Source organism: Sphingobium lactosutens DS20 (assembly GCF_000445105.1).
Lineage (GTDB): Bacteria > Pseudomonadota > Alphaproteobacteria > Sphingomonadales > Sphingomonadaceae > Sphingobium > Sphingobium lactosutens.
Window position 1 is genome coordinate 1 of record NZ_ATDP01000074.1, and the last position, 15,463, is coordinate 15,463.

Consider the following 15,463-nt stretch of genomic DNA (forward strand, 5'->3'; position numbering starts at 1 on the left):
TGTCAACGGCGGAGCAAAAGTCGGCCATTCGGCGGCGTAAAACCAGGCCATCGTGTTACATGCCGGGGGGAGTGGCGTGAGGGCGTAGCCCGAGGGCCACTCCCCCCGGCATTGGTGTAATTTTCAGGGTCTGGTTTTGGCCTTGCGGGCCCGGCTGTGCGCGAGGCGATAGCTTTCGCCGTTCATCTCGAGGATGCTGACGTGATGGGTCAGGCGATCGAGGAGCGCGCCTGTGAGACGCTCAGATCCGAAGGTTTCGGTCCATTCGTCGAAGGGCAGGTTGCTGGTGATGAAGGTGGAGCCGCGTTCGTAACGCTGGGAGATCAGCTCGAACAACAGTTCGGCGCCGGTCTTGGAGAGCGGCACAAAGCCCAGTTCGTCGATGATGAGCAGCTTGTATCCGGCCATCTGCTTCTGGAAGCGCAGAAGACGGCGCTCGTCGCGGGCCTCCATCATTTCGCTGACCAGCGCTGCCGCGGTGGTGAAGCCCACCGACAGTCCTTTCTGGCATGCTGCCAGTCCGAGCCCCAACGCTACGTGCGTCTTTCCGGTGCCTGATGGCCCCAGAGCGATGGCGTTCTCACGCCGCTCGATCCACTCGCAGCGCGCCATCTCGAGCACCTGCATCTTGTTGAGCCTGGGGATGGCGGCGAAGTCGAAGCTGTCGAGGCTTTTGACGGCGGGGAAGCGCGCGGCCTTGATGCGCCGCTCGACCATGCGACGCTCCCTGTCGATCATTTCCATCTCGACGAGGCGGGCGAGGAAGCGGATATGATCGACGCCTTCAGCGGCACATTGCCGCGCGAGCTTGTGATGCTCACGCAGGCACGTAGGCAGCTTGAGCGCCTTGAGATGGTGAGCGAGAAGGATCTCCGGGGCCTGATCGCTCATGCGGCCTCCTGCCGGTCGGAGAGCAGGCTCAGATAGGCTCTGGCAAAGGTCTTCTCGACCGTGGTGCGTGGCAGGAAGGGATAGACGTCCAGGTCCAGCCTGGGCGGTACGCGTTCGATCCGGCACAGGACGAGGTGCTTGACGGCATCGAAGCCGATGGCGCCAAGATCGATGGCCTGTTCGACCGCCGCCTGGAGATCGGCGAGGGTGAACGTTTCCAGCAGGCGCAGTACCTGCACATATTCGCGCCTGCCATGTTTGTGCATGCGCCCTTCCATCAACCGCTGCAGTGTCGTGAACGCTTCGGGCAGGTCCCAGCCCTGCAAAGGCGCAGCCTGGTCGAATGCGTTGATCTTCTGCTCGATCAGCGGGAGATAATGGAGCGGGTCGAAGACAACCTCCTCGCGGGCATAGCAACGAGGATGACGGGCGATGACTTCGCTGCGGCAGCCGATCACCACCTCATCGACATAGGCCCTGATCCAGACCTCCTGATGGCCCCAGGCCACCGGAACCGAATAATCGTTGGTCCTGTAGCGCACCAGGGATTGCGAGGAGACCCTCCCGCCTTTCTGATCGCAGGCCTCGAAGGGTGTAGCGGGCAGAGGCTGCATGGCCGCGAGATCGCGCTGCAGCCGCTCACCGATCGTCTCGCTCTGCCCGCGCACCTTGTCCTGCTGGCGCTTGCGGCATTGCTCCTCCAGCCACAGGTTGAACGCCTCCCAGGTCGGGAACTTCGGGATCGGCACCATGAAGTTGCGCCGGCAATAGCCTACCAGCCCCTCCACATTGCCTTTCTCGTTCCCCTTGCCCGGGCGAGCATAGCGGTCGCGGATCACGTAATGTGACAGGAAAGCGCTGAACAGCGTGGCACGCTGCCGCGTGCCGTCGGGCAGGATCTTCGTCACAAGGCAGCGATCGTTGTCATAGACGATCGAGCGCGGTACCGCGCCGAAAAACGCGAAGGCATGCACGTGTCCGTCCACCCAGGCCTCCGCCACCGCCGCCGGATAGGCCCGCACATAGCAGGCATCACTGTGCGGCAGATCGAGCGCGAAGAAGTAGGCCTTCTGCTCCACCCCGCCGATCTCCACCAGCGCTTCCCCGAAATCGGCCTGCGCATCTCCCGCAGGGTGCGCCAGCGGCACGAACATCTCCCGGCTGCGCTGTTCGCGCTCCCGGATGTAATCCTTGATGATCGTATAGCCGCCGGTGAAACCATGCTCGGTGCGCAAACGGTCGAATACCCGCTTCGCCGTATGGCGTTGCTTGCGCGGGACACTGCGGTCACCCTCAAGCCATCCATCAATGATCGCCACAAACCCGTCCAGCTTCGGGCGCTGCGGTACGGACTGGCGCCGGTAACCCGGCGGCGATGAAAACGACAGCATCTTGCGTACCGTTTCGCGCGACACATTGAAACGCTTCGCCGCCGCCCGTTGGCTCATGCCATCCGCGCAAGCCAGACGGACCTGAAGATAAAGTTCCACGCTGTAGATCCCCACACCTCCCTGACTCGGCAGAAAGGCTTCAAGGTGGACGACTTTTACGCCGCCCGCAGCAGGACTATCCCGCCGCTACCGTGGTCGAATATTGCTCCGCCGTTCTCAGAGATATTCTTGAAACAAAGCAAGAACGAACGGCAATGTCGCCGTAGCATTTGAAGACGCGCTCCAATGTCCGTTTGTCGCCCATGAAACGCCCCACGTTTCTAACCGTACCGAGCTATCGGGACGCTGGCGGCAGCGGTCTCGGCGTGATGTTGGTTGCATGACTGACCCGGCAGATACGCGCAATCCCGCCTGATGGAGCGGAATGCAGGTACATTCTGCGCCGCGTGGAAGCGGTCTCCTAAAGCTATATGCTCATTGCCTCGCTGTTGCGCGTGGTCATGATGATGCTCGCAGCATATCTCGGCTCCCCATCGCGAACCGCCTTTGCCAGTTCTGTCATCGTTCGCGGTTATTTACTCCTCGTCCAACTTGCATTTGTGGCATCTTGCGCTTGGAATCCGGTAGGCTGCTGACTATCTGTCTCGCTGCATAGCGAGAGCCCAGATGTGCCGGCTGCTGGAGCTGCCGCTGCCCGCACCCAGCCAGGATGCCGTCGCGGTCATGCGGAACGGAGACGCTTCGCCTGTGGCGATGGTGGTTTGTTCCTTCATCCTGGGTGTTACAGGGCATCGTTTCGCGCCCCTTGCGGCAAGTTAGAACCTGGCGGCTTCCATTCCGGCCGTGTCCGACTTTCAGCGCAGTGTCACCTTCAAACGCATGTGGAAGCATGAGATTGATGAGCAAATCATTTGAAGACGAATTCGATGTGCGCAGTTTTACTGCAGACCTCGCCTGGGACCTGATGCCGGTGGCGCGGCTGTGGCACAGGTCGATGGACAGGGTCCTTGGGTCCACCGGGCTCACCCTCTCGGAGGCCATGCCCATTATCGCAGTGGCGCGCTTGGGTTGCAGGGTGCGGCAGAAGTCGGTGGCCGAGCGAATCGGGATCGAACAGCCCTCGCTGGTGCATGCGCTGGACAAGCTGGAAGCCCTCGGTCTGATGGAGCGGCGCGTGGACCCCCGCGACGGTCGTGCCCGCATCCTGTCGCTTACCCGCGACGGTCAAGCTTTGGCTCGCAAGCTGGAGACGGAGCTGACCATGCACCTGCAATCTGTGTTCGCGCAGGTGAGTGATGCCGACGGTGAAGCGGCATTGCGCGTGCTGCGGGTGATTGAGGCGGTCTCACGGCACACGCTGGCTAGCGGTAGCAGTTGATCACAACTGCTACCGCCGTAGCATCGCGGTCATTGATCACGAGGTCAAGCAAAGCGCTCTTGGGCCGGCGGCGATCAATGAGAGTGCCGTGCAGTGTCCGTCAGGCCAAGGGCGTTTCGACCGGATAAGATCGCCGATCAATCGCAGCCTCATCTCGGACAGGCTGATCCTGCTTTTGTTGAGATGGTAGATTTCGGATCGAGCTTCTGAAGCCGGAAGAGGCGCTTAAGTGTGCCGCAGCACGTTTGATGCCGCTCAGCGCATTGACCGAGGGCCGTTCAGCCAGTCGCGAACGCATTGAAACATGTTAACGCTTCTAACGATGTGGGAAACCATGCTGCATCGCTGAAAGCCGATCTCAAAGCCAGGTTGTCTAGCCAATCATTGCGCCGTGAACCGGCAGCGCCTGGGGAACGCATTCTATGCGGAAGCTGCTTTTGCGCAAAGGCTCGCCATCAAGATTGATGTCGAGTGCGACCTCGGCTTGGTAGACGACCCAGGGCGCCCGCATTCGGACAATGTGCGTCTCGATGGACCGCGCGCCATGCTGGAGAAGACTTGCAAGAACGTCCAGCCTTTGTGCGGCCTCCAGTTCCGGAAGGATCATCAAATCGAGCAGACCGTCATCGAGCAGGGCATCGGGACAGATCGGCAGTCCTCCGCCTGCCTGACGGCCATTGCCGATTGCCATCGCCACGAACGGACCTTCCCAGCAAAAGCCGGGCGCAACGAAGCGTCCCCGGCTCGCCGTCATCTCATGGAAACGCCGGACCCCTGTGAATATATAGGCAAGGCCACCGAGCCGCTGCTTGAGGACTGGATCGGTCTCGGCGGTGACGCGCGATCCGAAGCCTCCGGAAACCATGTTGATGAACGGCCGGCCATCGACGATGCCGATATCGATCCGGGACGGCGCTCCCGATGTGACCAGCGCGAGCGCCGCGCCAACGTCGTCCGACGGCAGGCCTATGCTGCGAGCAAAGTCGTTGGCCGTACCGAGAGGGAATATCCCCAGCGAACAGCCTTCGGGAAGCCCTTTCTGAAAAGCGGTGGAGAAGACTTCGTTCACGGTGCCGTCGCCGCCGCCTGCGACGATGCGGTCGATCCGGCCGGTTCTGGCCTCCATGATGCCTTCGCGGGTCAATCGCTGCGCATCGCCTGCCTCCCATGTCACACGGACCTGAACCTCATGGCGCCGCGCGCGCAGGTCCGCGATGGCTGATCTCACGTCCGGGCGCGCTGCAGCCTTGCCGTGCAAAATGATCCAGAGCTTCGCCATGATTTCCTATCTCGCCGTTCCGTTCTCTTCAGGCTTGTGAACTCGTCGCGCGGGAGGCGGCAGACGATCCGGTCGATGGATCAGCCTCAAGCCGGAACCGCGTAGCGAGCTTCGATGAGGTCGATCTCCCGAACCAGTTTGCGCGCCGCCTCGCTCCCGAGCTGGCCATGCCTTGTCCGCCTGTATATTTCGTCGCGTTCGGCCTTGAGCGCGGCAAGACGCAGCTCCGCATCGATCTGCTCGAAATGCCGCAGCGACGTGCGTTCTTCAGGATTGCCCTCGCGCGCTTCGATCCGCTGGCGATAGGCATCCATGATCCGCGCCGCCACCGAGATATAGGCGTCCGGATCCGGTCGCCCTCGCGCCATGTCATGCTGTGCGCGCTCGACTGCGGCGATCGCCGCTTGCGCCGCCGCGACGCGGGCGGCGTCGACTTCCGCCTCATGGGACGGCTCGGGCGGCATCTCCAGGCCGCGTAGCAGCATTGGCAGGCCAAGGCTCGCGACGACAAGGGAGACAATGATAACGCCCATAGCGAGAAATATCGCAACGTCGCGGGCAGGGAAGGCCGTGCCGTCGGACATCGCCAGCGGCAGGGTCATGATGCCCGCCAGCGTTATGGCGCCGCGCACCCCCGCAAAGGACATCGCTGCGACAATCCGCCAGTTTGGCGTCTGCGTTTCGCTGCCGGCACGAAAAAGCGTCAGTCGGAACGACAGCCACACCCATAGAAAGCGCAGGGCGGCGAGGCCAAGGTTGATCGCAATCACATAGACGATGAGCCACCAGGGCTCGTGATGGCCGGTCGTGCTCACCGTTTCCGCGGCGCCCGAGACGATCATCGGCAGCTGCTCGCCCAGGAGGATGAAGATGATCCCGTTCGCCGTGAACTGGATCGTATCCCAGACCGAATTGCGCCGGATACGTGTCGTGGCGGCGAGGTCGCCGGACGCCTCGACGAAGCCCATGGTGAGGCCAGCGGCGACGGCGGCCAGAATACCCGAGCAATGAAAATGCTCGGCGGCGAGATAAGCCGCAAACGGCATCAACAGGCTTATCAGGATCTGCGATCCGTCCTCGGCGCCGAACCGGCGCGAGATCCAGCTCTTGGCTTTGCCGATCGCCCAGGTCATGCCGGCGCCGATCGCGACACCGCCGATCGCGACCCACAGGAAGTTGAGGAACGCCGCCTGGATCGAGAAGGCGCCGGTCAGCGCGGCGGCGATGGCGAAGCGCAGGCACACAAGGCCGGACGCGTCATTGAGGAGGGATTCGCCCTCGAGGATATGCATCATGCGTTTGGGGATGGGCGAGCGCTGAGCGATCGCGGACACCGCGATGGGATCGGTCGGGGAAAGAACGGCGGCCAGCGCAAAGGCCACGGGTAGCGGCATGGATGGGATCATCCAGTTGATAAAGAGACCCATGCCCGCGACCGTGAAGATCACGAGACCGAGGGCCAGTTCGAGCACGGTCTTGCCGTCCTTGAACAACTCCTCGCGCGGAATGCGCCATCCGTCGAGGAAGAGAAGCGGCGGCAGGAAAAGCGCGAAGAACAGTTCCGGATCCAGCGTCACCCGCCAGTCGGCGATCATGCCGATCGCCGCGCCGATCGCGATCTGGAACAGCGGCCGCGGCAAGGGCAGCGGCAGAATCCGCGAGACGATACCGCTCACGATCACCGCGAACACCAGAAGAAGGATGATCGAGATTATTTCCACGCTTTAGTTCCCGGTCCCATTAGGCACTATGCTGTTCGGTGTTCACTTTGCAGGACGTGGCTGTTCCGAAAAGAGGGGCAGCGATGTCTAGAGTGTATTGGTCTTGGGGGCCGGCGTAACCGGCTTGTTCCTGCATCCGCCCATCCGCTCACAGAAGCGGCTTTGCGCATCGGCAACCACTTTGGGCATGGTGTCGCGGACCGCATCCTCGAGTGCCGGCCACATGAGCGTGCGTCCCTTCTCCAGCCACGCGCGTCCTGGACTGCTCTCGAAAAAGGCGTTGATGCCCTCGAGTTCATCCGAGGTGAAGGCGGCCGCGCAGCTTTGCCTGACATGCTCCAGCACCGGCGCCTTGGCGGCGGTCAGGGCCTCTGTCAGCGAGTCGCGATAGGCCGTGGCCGTCTGCTTGTCATCGGGGAAGGCGGCTCGCAGCGTCGTGAAGGAATCCTCGGCCATCTGCCGGATGGTGACGTCCATCTCGGCTTCGAAGCCAGATAGGACGATCGCTCTCGAGCATAGCGCGATCCGCTGCGGCGACGCATTGGTGGGCGGCGTGACGGGGGTTTGCGCGCCCGCGCTCGTCATGCCGGCGACGGCCAGGAGGACGAGCGCGGTTCGCGTCGTGGGCTTCAGAATCCGGAACAGGCTGGGCACAGGTTTTTCCTTCGAATGCTATTGAGAGAAGCGAAGAGAGCGGCGAAACGCTAGGCCGGAAGCGAGCATGGTCATTGCCCGCCCTCCGGGTTTTCGAATTCGGCTACGGCCTTGAGCGACCAGTCGACCAGGTCGCCCGTCTGCCGCGCGACGGCCCTGTCGAACGCCTCCACAATCGCGGCCTTGCCATTTGCGGTTGCCGGCTCCTGTGCGGAGAAGCGCTGTGAGACGATTTCCTCGACGCGCGCCGGGTTCGTCAGGGTCGCTACGCCTGAGACGAGGACGATGGGCGCGGATCCTTTGCCGGCTTGCCCGCCATAGCGCGCCTCGAAGCGGTCGATTTCCAGTCGTAATACCGACCCGGTGCGTTGTCCCGGACGCTCCCTGGGAGGCGCCAGATACAGATCCGGCGCGCGCGACCTGTACTGGCGCAGAAGGGCCTGGGTGTAGAGATCGGGCGCGGGCGCGGCCCAGCGCGCGTCCTTGACATAAAGGACCGTGTCGCCGTGCGCCGTCATTATCCGGTCGCCCTCGATTTCGGGAGCGAAGCGGATGCGCGCGAGCGCCAGCGTCCTCGCCCCTGTTCCGGCCACGCCCTGGAGCTTTTCCGCATCGGGCACGCCGAATCGGAACAGATTGTCGGGCTTTCCGCTGTCGAGCAAGGATCCGCATGCAGTGAGGCAGGGCAGGATCAGCAGGCAGATCAGCGCCGCCTTTCGATAGGGTTTTCTCATAAGGGGAGCTCCAGTTCCTTCCCGCTGTCCTTTCCGATCGCCCGGCGCGGACTGCGTCGTATTTCCCGCACAAGGCTGTCCAGCGAGTCGGCTGCCGCCTGAAGGCTCTGCATCGTCTCGGTGATCGCGGGCAGGGTGGTCGTCCCGATCGTGCCGCTTTGCCGGTTGACGTTCGCAATCGTCGCGCGCGCATCGCCAACCGCGGCTTTGAGCTCGCGCGCAGTCGCCGAAATATCGGCCATGGCCGTGCGCCCGTCGCCGTCAAGGAGAGACCGCGCTGACGCGGCGGCGGCCTGGATATCGTCAGCAGAGCGGTCGAGCTTGGCGAGCGTCGAGGCTGCATCGGCGAACATCGCGCGGTTTGCGGCAAGCTCGTGCGCCGTCGCCTTAAGGTCCTGCACCGATTGGCCTATCGCATCGATATTGCGATCGGACAGGAGCCTGTTCACGCGCCGAAGAGCTTCGCCTGCGGTCTCGACGACCTGACCGCCGCCCTGCAGGAGCGAGGACAGGGCGTTGGGCTTGCTCTGGATGATGGGGCGCTTCCCATGGCGCGTCTCGCGCAACAACGGTTTTCCGACTGTGCCCGCGCTGATCTGGACGATGGAAACGCCCGAAATGCCCTGGGTTTCGGTGGACGCGAGCGAGTCGACCCGTACCGGCGTCCCTCGCGAGAGGATGATGTCCGTCACCACCCGGTTGGGATCCTTCTCATCGAGCCGGATCCGCTCGATTTGTCCGACCTTGATGCCGTTGAACTGCACCTCGGCGCCGACGCTCAGGCCGCGCACCGGGCCATGGAAGATGATGCGATAGGGATCATCGGAGCCGCCGAACCGGCTACCGCCCAGCCACACGACGAAGACGATCGCGGCGATCAGCAGGGCCGTCGAAATGATGCCCACAAGGGCGTAGCTTGCGTGGCGTTCCATCAGCGCTCTTTTCCGGCATGGGCCGCCCGTCCGCGCGGACCCAGGAAGTAGCTCCTGATCCAGGGATGGTCGGATCGTTCGAGTTCCTCGACCGGCGCCACCGCGACGACTTTCCGGTCGGCGAGGACGGCCACGCGGTCGCAAATGGCGTAGAGGGTGTCGAGATCGTGGGTGATGATGAATACGGTAAGGCCCAGCGCATCCCGCAACGTCCGCACCAGTTCGTCGAATTCGCTTGCTCCGATCGGGTCGAGACCGGCGGTGGGTTCGTCAAGGAACAGGATCTGCGGATCGAGCGCGAGGGCGCGCGCAACACCCGCGCGCTTGCGCATGCCACCTGACAGTTCGGAGGGCCTGAGCTTCCCTGCTGTCTCGGGGAGACCGGACAGCCGGATCTTGAGGCGGGCGATGTCGGCCGTGACGGCAAGCGGCAGTCGGGCATGCTCGATCAGCGGCGCCTCGACATTTTCCTGCACCGTCAGGAAGGAAAACAGCGCGCCTTGCTGGAACATGACGCCGACATGTCGGCCGACCCAGGCCTGCGCGTCGTCGCTCTCGATATCCCGCCCCAATATCTCGACGCGCCCCCCGTCAGGGTGTTTGAGACCGAGGACGGTGTTTAGGAGGACAGATTTTCCCGTGCCCGAACCGCCGACCACGCCCAGTATCTCGCCGCGCCTCACCTCGAGATCGAGATCTTCGTGGATGACCTTCTCGCCAAAAGCGGTGCGCAGGCCCTTGACGCGGATCGGCGGGATGTCCTCTTGCTCCCCATTCACAGGTCGAGCACCATGAAGATCACCGCGAAGACCGCGTCGAACATGATGATCATGAAGATCGACTGGACGACGGCGGAGGTGACGCGCCGGCCAAGGCTCTGCACGTCGCCCTCGACCAGCAGCCCCTGTCGACAGCCGCTGGCGGCGATGACGATTGCGAGGAAAGGCGCCTTGCTCATGCCGATCCAGAAATGAGTGACGCTGACCGTCTCGAGCGTGCGCTGCACGAAGAAGATCGGGTTGATGTCGATCGTGATCCAGCTGACGAGCATGCCGCCCAGGATACCGCCGATATCCGCGAAGAAGGTCAGGAGCGGCATCATCAGGATCGCGGCCAGTACCCGGGGTATGACGAGCGCGTCGAACCGGTCGATGCTCATGACCTGCATCGCGTCAATCTCCTGGTTCATCCGCATCGAGCCGATCTGCGCGGCGAAAGCCGAAGCGGATCGACCCGCTAGCAGGATGGCGGTGATGACCACACCGAACTCGCGCAGGATCGCGACGCCCACCAGCTGGACGGTGAATACCTCGACCCCCAGGCTGGTGAGGAGGTTGGTGCCGACGAGGGCGATGACCGCACCGATGAAGAAGGTCATGATGAACACGATCGGCAGGGCATTGATGCCTGCGTCCTGCATTACCGCCACCAATGCGGTCGGCCGCAGGCGGCGTGGATGGACGAGCGTCCTCGCTGCCGCCGTGAGGAGCTGGCCGGAAAAGACCTGCATGGCAAAGCCGTCCGAGGCCAAAGTCACGACCTGCCGTCCGAAGCGCTCGAAGAAATTGCGTAGAGGATTTGAGGGAACAAGTTTTCCCTCTTCCTCCTCCAGGGCATCGCCGACGAGCGCCACTAGGCTCCTGACGTCATCGCGATCAGCCCCCTTAAAATCCCGATGCCCGCCCGAGGCCCGCAGCAGGATGAGCATGCCGGCGGTGTCGATCCTACCTAGCTTCGCCAAATCCACCCGGCATTGCGTATGTCCCTTCACGGCGTGCCCGAGCCGGTCGGCGAGATCACCCATCTCCAGCACAGTCCAGTTACCTGTCGGCCGCAGCATCAGGCATTCACCCTGCTGTTCCATGTCGAAATCCGCGCCCGTCATCGCACGAACGCGATGCCAACACGCAGGCGGGTCATGCGCCGGTCATAGTCCAGAAGGTTCTCGCCATAGCCGGCAAAGCCTTGCGCGAAGAGATAGAGGTCTGGACCGCCGCCCAGCAGGCGGGGCAGGGGATAGGATAGGTCAGCGTTGACCGCGCCTTTGCCGCTGCCGAAGTTGAAACGGGTGGAGGTGGAGAGGCGCAGTCCTTCATCCTCCCCAACCTCCATAAACAGTCCGGTATTGCCGCGATAGCGCCGGATATCAGGATTGCCGGACTTGTCTCCGACGTAGAAGGAAAGTCGCGGAGCGATCGATAGCCTGTACCCGCCGCCCAGCGGGATCGCCGCCATCGGCGCGACATAGATGCTGTTGATGCTGCGCGACGCGTCCCCGTCGCGGCCATTGGACTCGTGGCGAATGCCGCCCTGCGCGCTAACCGATATCCCGCTCGCGAATGTCGTCGAGGGCGTCAGATAGAAAAGTTCGGGCTGATAGTCGATGTTCCGGAAAGGCGAGGAATGGGCCGCCACATCCCAGAACATGCGCTGCGTATAGGCAAAATGAAGACCGTCGCGCCACGAGCGTGGCAGCCCTTCGTCGCGCCGCGTGCCGAAGAGCTGATATTTGAAGCTGATCTGGATCCGCGTTTCGCTGTCGGTGCCCGGACCATAGACGGCATAGATAGGCTCATAAACCGACAGGTTGGATACGAAGCGGTTGCCGGCCGATCGGTCGGATACCGGTGCGGCTGCCTCCTTCGGCGGGCCGCCCTGATCGTTCGCGGGTGAGGGCGCCGTCGCCAGTTGGGCAGTGGCCGGAGGGGCCTGCCGCCCGATCGCGATCCGCGGTATATTCCAGGCAGGTATCGATATCTCCGCGCCGACCACCTCTACGTCGGGCGGCGCATCGAAATGATATTGGGCCCGCAGAAAGCCGCCGGCTGATATCGACAAATGGCCGGGCAGATCCCTTGCCCGTTCGAGCCAGATCGTTCTCGTGTCGCCCGAAAGGTCGAGCCGCGCCTCGATCCGATCCGGCAATGAGATCGATTGCGTTTCCTCGCCCTCGTTGAGAAGGCGCAGATCGACCAGAATTGACCCGTCGCTGTCCCGATCGCCCACATGACGCACCAAAATCTCTACGGGCGCGGAGGCGGCGTGGAGCGGACCGGCGGCAAGTCCGATGGCGCCCAGAAGCAGCGGGATGGAGATCGGCTGCCTCATGCGAGCAGGTGCTGGCCGCTGTCGACCGGGATGACCGTGCCGGTGATCCGCTTGGCGGCGTCGCTTACAAGAAAGGCGGCCAATGCGCCGACATCCTCGACTTCGACCAGCTGGCCGCCCGGTATTTCCGAAGCGGCGCGGTCGAGCAGTTCGTCGAAGCGCTCGATGCCGCTCGCCGCGCGCGTCGCGATCGGCCCCGGCGAAATCGCATGGGCGCGAATGCCCTTTGGTCCGAGCTCGGCAGCTGCGTAGCGCGTGGCGCTCTCGAGCGCAGCCTTGACCGGACCCATCAGATTATAATGGGAAACGACCCGTTCGGAGCCGTAGAAAGTGACGCACAAAAGGCATCCGCCATCGCGCATCAGCGGCTCGGCGAGTTTCGCCATGCGCAGGAAACTGTGGCAGGACACGTCCATGGCGACGCCAAAACCTTCGGCTGAGGAATCGACGACCCGGCCGTGCAGATCCTCTCGCGGCGCGAAGGCGATCGAATGGAGCAGAAAATCGAGGCCGCCCCATTTGCGTCCGACCTCTTCGAACAATGCTTCGAGCTGGCCCGGCTCGCGCACATCGCAGGGAGCGAGCCACTCGACGCCGAGCCGGTCGGCGACGGGCTCGACCCATGTCCTGGCCTTTTCGTTCAGATAGGTGGCCGCCAGCCGCGCGCCGCAGCGGGAAAAGGCATCGGCGCATCCTGCCGCGATGCTCTTCTCGTTCGCGATGCCGAGCACCAGGCCGCGCTTGCCGGTAAGATCGACGAGGGGTTTCATAGAGTTCCTTCCAGAACATGAAGCGTGTGGAGCGCGATCATGCGCTCCTCATCGGTCGGAATGACGTGCACCGCGACCGGGCTGTCGGGCATGCCGATCCGCAGCGCATCGCCGGCATTGGCGATTTCGTCGATCGTGACGCCAAGCCAGTCCAGCCGCGCGCAGATACGGCTGCGAACCTCGGCGCTGTTTTCGCCTATGCCCGCGGTAAAGACGAGCGCATCGAGGCCGCCCAGCGACGCGGTCAATGCCGCCACCTCCCGCGCGGCGCGCCAGGTGAAGAGGTCGATTGCTTCGGCGGCTTGCGGCGCCGCGCTCGCCGTGAGCGTGCGCATATCGCTCGATATCCCCGACACACCCAGCAGGCCGGATTCCCTGTAAAAGAGCGTCTCGACCTCGGTCGCGCTCATGCCAAGCTGCGTCTGGAGGTGAAGCACCACACCGGGGTCGATGCTGCCGCACCTTGTGCCCATCATCAGGCCATCGAGCGCGGTGAAGCCCATGGTGGTATCGACGCTCTTGCCCGCCCGCATCGCGCACAGGCTCGCGCCGTTGCCCAGATGCGCGGCGATGACCCGTCCGGCGGCAAGAGCAGGGTCGATTTCACCCAGGCGGCGGGCGATATATTCGTAGGAGAGCCCGTGGAAGCCGTAGCGCCGGATGCCCTGGTCGTGAAAGGCGCGGGGCAGCGCCAGGCGCGACGCCACAGCCGGCTTGTCATGGTGGAAGGCGGTGTCGAAGCAGGCGACCTGCAGCAGATCGGGCGCAAGCGCGGCTATCGCCCGGATGGCGGCCAGATTGTGCGGCTGATGCAGCGGCGCCAGCGGGCACAGCGCTTCGAGCTTGTCCAGAAGCGGCGCGTCGACCCGTCGCGGCGCGGCGTACTCGGTGCCGCCATGGACGACCCGATGCCCGATCGCGACGACCTCCTGGCCCTCCAGCGGATGATCGGTAGCCCAGGCAAAGAGATCCCTGAGGAGATCGGCATGGCTGAGCGCCGCGCCGCCCGGCCAGTCCCGTTCCAGGATGGTCTTGCCGTCGCTGGACCGCGCCCTGAGGCTTGGCGCAATGCCGATCCGCTCGATCTTGCCGCCGGCAGAAAGATGCAGAGTCCCTTCCGCATCCAGCGTGAAGAGCGAGAATTTGATGCTCGAAGAGCCGGAATTGAGGCTGACGATGGCCTTCATGGTGTGTTCCCCTGGACACCCGGCGCCGCCTTGGTGGCGGCGCGTGCCATCAACACTGCGACCGCGCAGGAGGCGAGGCGGGTGCGCAGGCTGTCGGCACGGCTCGTGAGGATGATCGGCACCCGTGCGCCCAGCACGATCCCCGCCGCATCCGCCCCGCCAAGAAACGTCAGTTGCTTGGCCAGCATGTTGCCCGCCTCGAGATTGGGCACGACGAGGATATCGGCCTTGCCGGCCACCGGCGAGATGATGCCTTTCTCCCTGGCGGCCGCCTCGCTGATCGCATTGTCGAAGGCGAGCGGGCCGTCCAGCACGCCGCCGGCGATCTGGCCGCGGTCGGCCATTTTGCAGAGCGCGGCGGCATCCAGCGTCGATGGCATGTCGGGATTGACGGTCTCCACGGCGCAGAGGATCGCGACCCTGGGTTCTTCGATACCCATCACATGCGCGAGGTCGATCGCGTTGCGGATGATATCGGCCTTGTCCTGGAGCGACGGCGCGATATTGATGGCGGCATCGGTGATGATGAGCGGCGCCGGGTGGCCCGGCACGTCCATGATATAGGCATGGCTGATCCGCCGCTCGGTCCTGAGCCCCGTGGCCGACGGGACGACTGCGCCCATCAGTTCGTCGGTATGCAGCGACCCCTTCATCAGCAGTTTCGCTTCGCCCGACCGCACCAGCGCCACGGCCCTGGCGGCGGCGTCGTGGCTATGGTCGGCCGCGATCAGGCGATAGGCGGAGATGTCCTTGCCGGCCTCTTGGGCCGCCTTCCTTATCCGCGCTTGCGGCCCCACAAGGACGGGCGCGATGAGGCCTGCTTCCGCGGCCTCGATCGCCGCGCCAAGCGCTGCGGCGCTGCACGGATGCGCAACGGCGGTCAGCGCCGGTTCGCCCGTCGAGGTCAGTTCTATCAGCCGACGATAGCCGTCATGATCGCTGAGACGCACATCGGGTAGCGCCATGCGCGGTCTGCGGACCTTTTCTGAAGGCGCCATCACCTCGGCCTGGCCGGAAATCACCTCCTCGCCGTCCTGGTTGACGCAGCGACAATCGAACAGGACGATCCGCCGCTCGGTCCGTTTTTCCAGAACCGTCACCGAAGCGGTGATCGTATCGCCGAGGCCTACGGGCCGGGTGAAGCGCAGCGATTGGCTGAGATAGATAGCGCCAGGCCCTGGCAGCTCCGTTCCCAGAACCGCGGAAATGAGACCGCCGCCCCACATGCCGTGCGCGATGACGCGCTGGAAGATGTCGGTTGCGGCATAGTCCGCGTCGAGATGGGCAGGGTTGACGTCGCCCGAGACCAGCGCGAATAGTTGGATATCCTGCTCCGTCAAGGTCCGCGTTAAGCTTGCCGTTGCGCCGATCACGATCTCGTCGAATGTGCGGTTCTCGATTATCGTCTCGTCGCTCAC

14 protein-coding genes are annotated in these 15,463 nt (G+C 63.7%); 1 reads left to right on the forward strand and 13 read right to left on the reverse strand.

Annotation, left to right across the window (positions count from 1 at the left end):
* Nucleotides 1-123: 123 nt before the first annotated feature.
* Nucleotides 124-891 (reverse strand): IS21-like element ISSsp5 family helper ATPase IstB, encoded by a 768-nt coding sequence (gene istB / locus RLDS_RS34900; protein WP_007686288.1) that lies wholly within the window; start codon nt 889-891, stop codon nt 124-126.
* On the reverse strand, nt 888-2,381 hold the full coding sequence (istA, locus tag RLDS_RS34905) for an IS21 family transposase (protein ID WP_011950768.1): 1,494 nt from the start codon (nt 2,379-2,381) through the stop codon (nt 888-890). Before istA ends, istB begins: the two co-directional genes overlap by 4 nt.
* Nucleotides 2,382-3,180: 799 nt before the next feature.
* On the opposite strand from istA, the gene RLDS_RS34910 reads away from it, so the two are divergent.
* Nucleotides 3,181-3,660: a MarR family winged helix-turn-helix transcriptional regulator gene (locus RLDS_RS34910; RefSeq protein WP_021225080.1), complete on the forward strand. Its 480-nt coding sequence runs from the start codon at nt 3,181-3,183 to the stop codon at nt 3,658-3,660.
* 373 nt (nt 3,661-4,033) lie between these two features.
* On the opposite strand, the gene yegS is transcribed toward RLDS_RS34910, so the two are convergent.
* From yegS to RLDS_RS34965, 11 genes are all read right to left on the reverse strand, one after another.
* Nucleotides 4,034-4,939, reverse strand: a complete 906-nt coding sequence (gene yegS, locus RLDS_RS34915) for a lipid kinase YegS (RefSeq protein ID WP_021225081.1) — start codon at nt 4,937-4,939, stop codon at nt 4,034-4,036.
* An 86-nt stretch (nt 4,940-5,025) separates the two neighbouring features.
* Nucleotides 5,026-6,660, reverse strand: a complete 1,635-nt coding sequence (locus RLDS_RS34920; RefSeq protein WP_021225082.1) for a Na+/H+ antiporter — start codon at nt 6,658-6,660, stop codon at nt 5,026-5,028.
* Nucleotides 6,661-6,747: 87 nt separating this feature from the next.
* On the reverse strand, nt 6,748-7,314 hold the full coding sequence (locus RLDS_RS34925) for a DUF2059 domain-containing protein (protein ID WP_021225083.1): 567 nt from the start codon (nt 7,312-7,314) through the stop codon (nt 6,748-6,750).
* A 71-nt stretch (nt 7,315-7,385) separates the two neighbouring features.
* Nucleotides 7,386-8,048, reverse strand: coding sequence for an ABC-type transport auxiliary lipoprotein family protein (locus RLDS_RS34930; protein ID WP_021225084.1), 663 nt, complete (start codon nt 8,046-8,048; stop codon nt 7,386-7,388).
* Complete coding sequence (locus tag RLDS_RS34935; RefSeq protein ID WP_021225085.1) at nt 8,045-8,980, reverse strand: MlaD family protein; 936 nt, start codon at nt 8,978-8,980, stop codon at nt 8,045-8,047. The genes RLDS_RS34930 and RLDS_RS34935 overlap by 4 nt, the downstream gene beginning before the upstream one ends.
* A complete protein-coding gene (locus RLDS_RS34940) occupies nt 8,980-9,759 on the reverse strand; it encodes an ABC transporter ATP-binding protein (RefSeq protein WP_021225086.1) in 780 nt (259 codons plus the stop codon). Before RLDS_RS34940 ends, RLDS_RS34935 begins: the two co-directional genes overlap by 1 nt.
* Nucleotides 9,756-10,844: an ABC transporter permease gene (locus RLDS_RS34945; protein WP_236616807.1), complete on the reverse strand. Its 1,089-nt coding sequence runs from the start codon at nt 10,842-10,844 to the stop codon at nt 9,756-9,758. The genes RLDS_RS34940 and RLDS_RS34945 overlap by 4 nt, the downstream gene beginning before the upstream one ends.
* A 17-nt stretch (nt 10,845-10,861) precedes the next feature.
* Nucleotides 10,862-12,088 (reverse strand): phospholipase A, encoded by a 1,227-nt coding sequence (locus tag RLDS_RS34950; RefSeq protein WP_021225088.1) that lies wholly within the window; start codon nt 12,086-12,088, stop codon nt 10,862-10,864.
* Nucleotides 12,085-12,858, reverse strand: a complete 774-nt coding sequence (fabI, locus tag RLDS_RS34955) for an enoyl-ACP reductase FabI (RefSeq protein WP_021225089.1) — start codon at nt 12,856-12,858, stop codon at nt 12,085-12,087. Before fabI ends, RLDS_RS34950 begins: the two co-directional genes overlap by 4 nt.
* Entirely contained in the window at nt 12,855-14,045 is a 1,191-nt protein-coding gene (locus RLDS_RS34960; RefSeq protein WP_021225090.1) for an acetate/propionate family kinase, read from the reverse strand. The genes fabI and RLDS_RS34960 overlap by 4 nt, the downstream gene beginning before the upstream one ends.
* A complete protein-coding gene (locus RLDS_RS34965; RefSeq protein WP_021225091.1) occupies nt 14,042-15,463 on the reverse strand; it encodes a bifunctional enoyl-CoA hydratase/phosphate acetyltransferase in 1,422 nt (473 codons plus the stop codon). Before RLDS_RS34965 ends, RLDS_RS34960 begins: the two co-directional genes overlap by 4 nt.

What these genes read in the sequence shown, in the direction of transcription:
- yegS (WP_021225081.1), bottom strand. Translation starts at nt 4,939, where the DNA reads ATGGCGAAGCTCTGGATCATTTTGCACGGCAAGGCTGCAGCGCGCCCG.
- fabI (WP_021225089.1), bottom strand. Translation starts at nt 12,858, where the DNA reads ATGAAACCCCTCGTCGATCTTACCGGCAAGCGCGGCCTGGTGCTCGGC.
- RLDS_RS34945 (WP_236616807.1), bottom strand. Translation starts at nt 10,844, where the DNA reads ATGGAACAGCAGGGTGAATGCCTGATGCTGCGGCCGACAGGTAACTGG.
- RLDS_RS34930 (WP_021225084.1), bottom strand. Translation starts at nt 8,048, where the DNA reads ATGAGAAAACCCTATCGAAAGGCGGCGCTGATCTGCCTGCTGATCCTG.
- RLDS_RS34960 (WP_021225090.1), bottom strand. Translation starts at nt 14,045, where the DNA reads ATGAAGGCCATCGTCAGCCTCAATTCCGGCTCTTCGAGCATCAAATTC.
- RLDS_RS34910 (WP_021225080.1), top strand. Translation starts at nt 3,181, where the DNA reads ATGAGCAAATCATTTGAAGACGAATTCGATGTGCGCAGTTTTACTGCA.
- RLDS_RS34935 (WP_021225085.1), bottom strand. Translation starts at nt 8,980, where the DNA reads ATGGAACGCCACGCAAGCTACGCCCTTGTGGGCATCATTTCGACGGCC.
- RLDS_RS34950 (WP_021225088.1), bottom strand. Translation starts at nt 12,088, where the DNA reads ATGAGGCAGCCGATCTCCATCCCGCTGCTTCTGGGCGCCATCGGACTT.
- istB (WP_007686288.1), bottom strand. Translation starts at nt 891, where the DNA reads ATGAGCGATCAGGCCCCGGAGATCCTTCTCGCTCACCATCTCAAGGCG.